The sequence below is a fragment of the Massilia sp. CT11-108 genome (genome assembly GCF_047302915.1).
In the GTDB taxonomy this organism is placed as follows: Bacteria; Pseudomonadota; Gammaproteobacteria; order Burkholderiales; family Burkholderiaceae_D; genus Telluria; species Telluria orientalis.
Window position 1 is genome coordinate 1 of the sequence record NZ_JBKYMO010000425.1, and the last position, 4,759, is coordinate 4,759.

At 67.9% G+C, this 4,759-nt stretch carries 5 protein-coding genes; 1 reads left to right on the forward strand and 4 read right to left on the reverse strand.

Annotated elements, in window-relative coordinates; genetic code table 11:
- Positions 1-130: 130 nt before the first annotated feature.
- Genes ACEN88_RS24490 through moaA form a run of 4 tightly spaced genes read right to left on the reverse strand, consistent with a single transcriptional unit; the run spans position 131 to position 4,002 of the window.
- A complete protein-coding gene (locus ACEN88_RS24490; protein ID WP_413343862.1) occupies positions 131-829 on the reverse strand; it encodes a response regulator in 699 nt (232 codons plus the stop codon).
- A 17-nt stretch (positions 830-846) separates the two neighbouring features.
- Positions 847-2,799 (reverse strand): type IV pili methyl-accepting chemotaxis transducer N-terminal domain-containing protein, encoded by a 1,953-nt coding sequence (locus ACEN88_RS24495; RefSeq protein WP_413343864.1) that lies wholly within the window; start codon positions 2,797-2,799, stop codon positions 847-849.
- On the reverse strand, positions 2,796-3,026 hold the full coding sequence (locus ACEN88_RS24500) for a carbonic anhydrase (protein WP_413343866.1): 231 nt from the start codon (positions 3,024-3,026) through the stop codon (positions 2,796-2,798). The genes ACEN88_RS24495 and ACEN88_RS24500 overlap by 4 nt, the downstream gene beginning before the upstream one ends.
- A gap of 1 nt (position 3,027) precedes the next feature.
- A complete protein-coding gene (gene moaA, locus ACEN88_RS24505) occupies positions 3,028-4,002 on the reverse strand; it encodes a GTP 3',8-cyclase MoaA (protein WP_413343868.1) in 975 nt (324 codons plus the stop codon).
- Positions 4,003-4,172: 170 nt separating this feature from the next.
- Between moaA and ACEN88_RS24510 the strand changes: the two genes are divergently transcribed.
- On the forward strand, positions 4,173-4,759 hold a 587-nt coding region (locus ACEN88_RS24510), incomplete at its 3' end, for an MCP four helix bundle domain-containing protein (RefSeq protein ID WP_413343870.1).

A 4,759-nucleotide genomic window follows, 5' to 3' on the forward strand; every position in this document is an offset into this window, starting at 1 on the left:
GATGCGGGTGCCGTGCACGAACCTCGAGCTGATTGGGAAGGCGGAGAACTTCGAGGATGCGGGGGAGCAGATGGCGCTGCTCACCGCCGCGTATGAGGACGCGAAAGAGGCGTTGCTCGCGCTGCGCTGATCAACCCTGCCGATCCGGCCCGCTGCCGAGCCCCTGCTCGACGGCGAACACCGCCGCCTGCACGCGGCTCGACAGGCCGAGCTTCTTGAGGATGTTCTGCACGTGGATCTTGACCGTACTCTCGGCCAGGTCGAGCACGCGCGCGATCAGCTTGTTGCTTTCGCCGCGGGCCAGGCACGCGAGGATCTCGCGTTCGCGCGGCGTCAGCCTGTCCAGTTCCGACGGCGGCGCGGCCGGCTTGGGTTCGCGCTGTTTCTGCAGCTGGGCCACGAGCTTGGCGGCCATCGATTCGGCCAGGACTGATTCGCCGCCGGCCGCGCGTTCGATGGCGCGCTGCAGGTAGTCGGCGTCGATGTTCTTGATCAAATAGCCCCGCGCGCCCGCATGCAGGGCGGTGGCCAGGTCTTCGCCTTCCTCGGACACGGTCAGCATGATGACCGCCGCCTCGGGCCAGCCCTGCAGGATCAGTTCCAGCGTCTCCACGCCGGTCATGCCGGGCATGTGCAGGTCGAGCAGGATCACGTCGGGTTTCAGTTGCATCGCCCGCTTCACGCCGTCGATGCCGTCGGATGCCTCGCCGACGACGGTGAAGCGCGGATTGCGCTGCAACAGCGAACGTACGCCGCTGCGGAACAACGTGTGATCGTCGACCAGCAGCACGCTGATCGGCTCGCGGGTGTCTTGCCCGATGTCTTCCATCCGAAACTCCATTCGATTCAAGCGGCCCGCCGGTGCGCGCTCGCGACGTGCAGGCGGACGGTGGTGCCGGCGCCGTTCCCGGATTCGATGGCCAGGTCGGCGTTGATATGCCGGGCCCGTTCGCGCATGATGTGCAACCCCACGTGGCTGTCGCCGGATGCGGGCACGGCGACGGAATCGAACCCGACACCATTATCGCTGATCGATAGCGAAAAGTCTTGACCGTCGCGGACCTGCACGAGCACCTTGTCGGCATGCGCGTGTTTACGGATGTTCGACAGCGCTTCCTGCACGATGAACAGGAGCTGCAGCTGCTCCTCGCGCGGGAACGGCAGGCCGCCGCCCCCTTCGGCCTTGAAGCTGGCCTCCACGCCCGTCTGGTCGCGGAACTTGCGCACGGCCTTGCGCAGCGCGCTGTTGAGGTCATCCTCTTCCAGCCGGCTGCGGAAATTCTGCAACAGTTCGCGCACGTCCTCGTAGCTTTCCTTGACGCCCGCACGCAGCAGCGGCACGATCGCGGCCGCATCCTGCTGCTGCCCGTCGTGCAGCGACTGTTCCAGCATCTGCACCTGCAGGTTCAGGAAGTTCAGGCCCTGGGCGATGCTGTCGTGCAGGCCGCGCGCCACCATGTTGCGCTCTTCCGAGATGGCCATTTCGCGCTCGCGCGCCGCGAGCCGCATGTTCTCGACGGCGGTGCCCAGCAGCCGGCCCAGCGTTTCCAGCAGGGCGGTCTCGCGCTCGTTGAACGATGTCTCGGTACGGAAATGCAGGCTGAATACGCCGAGGTGCTGGTCCTGGGCGAAAATCTGCAATACCGACACCGTCGCGAACCCCTCGCGCGCGCAGCGCGACACGTCGGGGCCGGGCACGGCGCGCAGCAGCCTCACGACGGGGTGCCTGCCCTGCGCCGCCTCGCCGCACAGGCAGTCGCCGACCGGCATGCAGCGTTCGGCCTTGACCATCTCGTCGGACAGGCCGGCCTGCACGATGAGGTGCACCTTGTCCGCGTTGGCGTCGATGAGCCGCACCGATCCGCCGTCCGCGCCGAAGTAGCGCATGATGCGCTCGACGAAGCCTTCGCACATCGGCTCCAGCGTCTGGCGCACCTGCAGGAACGCGGCGCTGTCGTACAGCAGCGCCAGTTCGCGGTTCTGGCCTTCCAGCGCGGCCGTCTTGTCGCGTACCTTGTCTTCCAGGCTCGCGTAGACCTGTTCCAGGCGGTCGGCCATCCGGTTGAAACCCGTCGCGAGCTGGCCGAATTCGTCCTGGCTCGCCACGTCGAGGCGGACGCCGAAATCCGTGTCGGCCATGCTGCGCATTCCGGCATGCAGGCGCTCGACCGGGTCGACGATGAGGCTGAACATCAGGTACACGAGGACGACGGTCCCGCCCATCGCCAGCGCCATCAGCGCCAGCTGCGAGCAGCGCAGCCAGAACGTGCGCACCTCGTTGTCCCGTTCGATCAGGCCCACGATGGCGTCGATCTGGGCGACGTAGCCATCGACCCGGCCGAGGAAGTCGCGCAGCGGGGGCAGGCGCTCGTCGCCCCGCGCCTGCAGCACCTGCAGCGCGAGCGGCCGCAGTTCGCGCTGCCAGCGCAGCGTGGCCATGGAAAAGCTGTCGCGGATGGCGGCCGTCGGCGGCAGGCCGAGGGGCCGCTGCGGGTCGCCGCGGTCGATCAGCGCCAGCGTCGCATCGATGGACGCGATCTGCGCCCGCGCGTCGCGCGCGTAGCCGCCGCCGGGCATGTGCACCTCGCGGCCGAGCAGCATCGCGAGCCGGTATTCCTGCTTGCGCACGCCGCCCGTTTCGTTGATGGCGGCCGCCGAGCCTTCCAGCTGCCACGACAGCCACAACGTCGTGCCGATGGCGGTCAGCGCCAGCAGCAGGAAACCGATCAGGGCACCGGCGATGCGGGTCGACAGGCGCAGGTGGCCCGGGATCGGCGGATAATCGGGCGTCGTCGTCATGCCGCGGCGTCCAGCGGCTGGACGAGGTTCGCGATGTTGCGGACGACGAAGATGTCGCCCGGGGCGCAGCCCGTCAGCAGGGCCGGGTCCACGCGCGCATCGCAGCAGCCGATGACGAGCGTGGACGGATGCTGTCCGTCGCGCAGCGAGGCGCGCACGACCGGCTCGCTCATGAAGCGCTGCTGGAAGCGGGAAAAGCCGCGGATGAAGCGTTCGATGTCCTGCATCTCAGCCTCCCGTCTGCGACATGAAGCGGACGATTTTCTCGGGCCGCGCGGTGAAGTCGTGCCGGTGGGGTTTCAGTTCGATGGCGTGGCGGATCGCAGCGTCGAGCTCCGCGTCGCTGGCTCCAGCGCGCAGCAGCGGACGGAATTCGAATTTCTCTTCCTGGCCCAGGCACAGGTACAGGGTGCCGTCCACCGCCAGGCGCACGCGGTTGCAGGTGGCGCAGAAATGCTGCGACATCGGCGTGATGAAGCCGATGCTGCTCCTGCCGTCGCGCGTGGCGAGGTAGCGCGCCGGACCGCCGCCCAGTTCCAGCGCCTGCGGCACCAGGTCGAATCGTTGCTGCAGGCGTTCGCGCACGGGCTGCAGGTCCATGTAGGCGGCGTTCTGTCCGGTCTCTCCCATCGGCATCACCTCGATCAGGCGCAGCACGAAGCCGTGGCCGATGCAGAACTCGGCCATGCGCTCGATCTCGCCGTCGTTCACGCCGCGCATCGCGACCATGTTGATCTTGATGGGATCGAACCCGGCCTCCTTGCCGGCCATGATGCCGTCCAGGATGCGCGCGTGGCTGTCGCGGCCCGTGATCGATTCCATGCATCGCCGGTCCAGCGTGTCGAGGCTGACGTTGATGCGTGCGACGCCGGCCTTGCGCAGCGCCTCGGCGTGGCGGCGCAGGGTCGTGGCATTGGTCGACAGCGACAGGTCGTCCACGCCGGGGATGGCGGCGATACGGCCGGCCAGGTCGGTGACATGGCGGCGCAGCAGCGGCTCGCCGCCCGTCAGGCGGATGCGGCGCGTGCCGAGGCGGGCGAACGCGCGCAGCAGGCGTTCGATCTCGTCGAACGTGAGCCAGTCCTCCGGTTCCTCGAACCCCTTGAAACCCGTCGGCATGCAATACGTGCAACGCAGGTCGCAGCGGTCCGTCACGGACAGGCGCAGGTATTCGATCGTTCGGCCGTAGCGGTCGCGCAACATCGCGGTTCTCCAAAGGGTTGATGGTGAAGATTGTAGAGACCGCGCGCCACTCTGGCAGTCGGCATGACGGATGACGGGAGCTAGTTCTTTCGGCGTATGTCAGGCCACGCGGCCTGCCGCTAGACTCAGTTTCCTATTGGCAAGAAAGTGTCGAAACGAAAGGAATTCATATGGCAATGTCAAATTTCAGGATCGGCACGCGCCTTGCCGCCGGCTTCGGCCTCGTGCTGGTGCTGCTCGCGCTTGTGGTCGCGGTCGGGCTGCAGCGCTTCCACGATGTCGGCCAGGCGACGGCGGCCCTGATCGACGACGACTGGGCCAAGGCGGAAGCCGCCGCCACCATCGACACGATGACGCGGGCGAACGCGCGCCGCACGCTGGAACTGTTCATCGCGCCGGACGACGGCTACCGCACCCGGGTGCGCGAGAAGATCGCATCGAACCGGCACGAGATCGACGGCGCGCTGGCCACGTTGCGCCGCCTGGTCGCCAGCGACGAAGGCAAGGCCGTGCTGGCCCGCGTGGCCGAGCGGCGCGAGGCGTACGTGGCCTCGTTCACGCAGGTGAACGCCCTCGTCGACGCGGGCAAGCGCGACGAGGCGCAGCAACTGGTGCTGGCGGAAACCCTGCCGCGCCTGGACGTGTTGCAGCAGGCCGTGCACGATCTCAACGTCCTGCAGAAGGGGCGCGCGGTCGATGCGGGCAAGGCCGTGCAGGACCGGATCGCGTCGGGCCGGGTGCTGATGCTGGCGCTGGG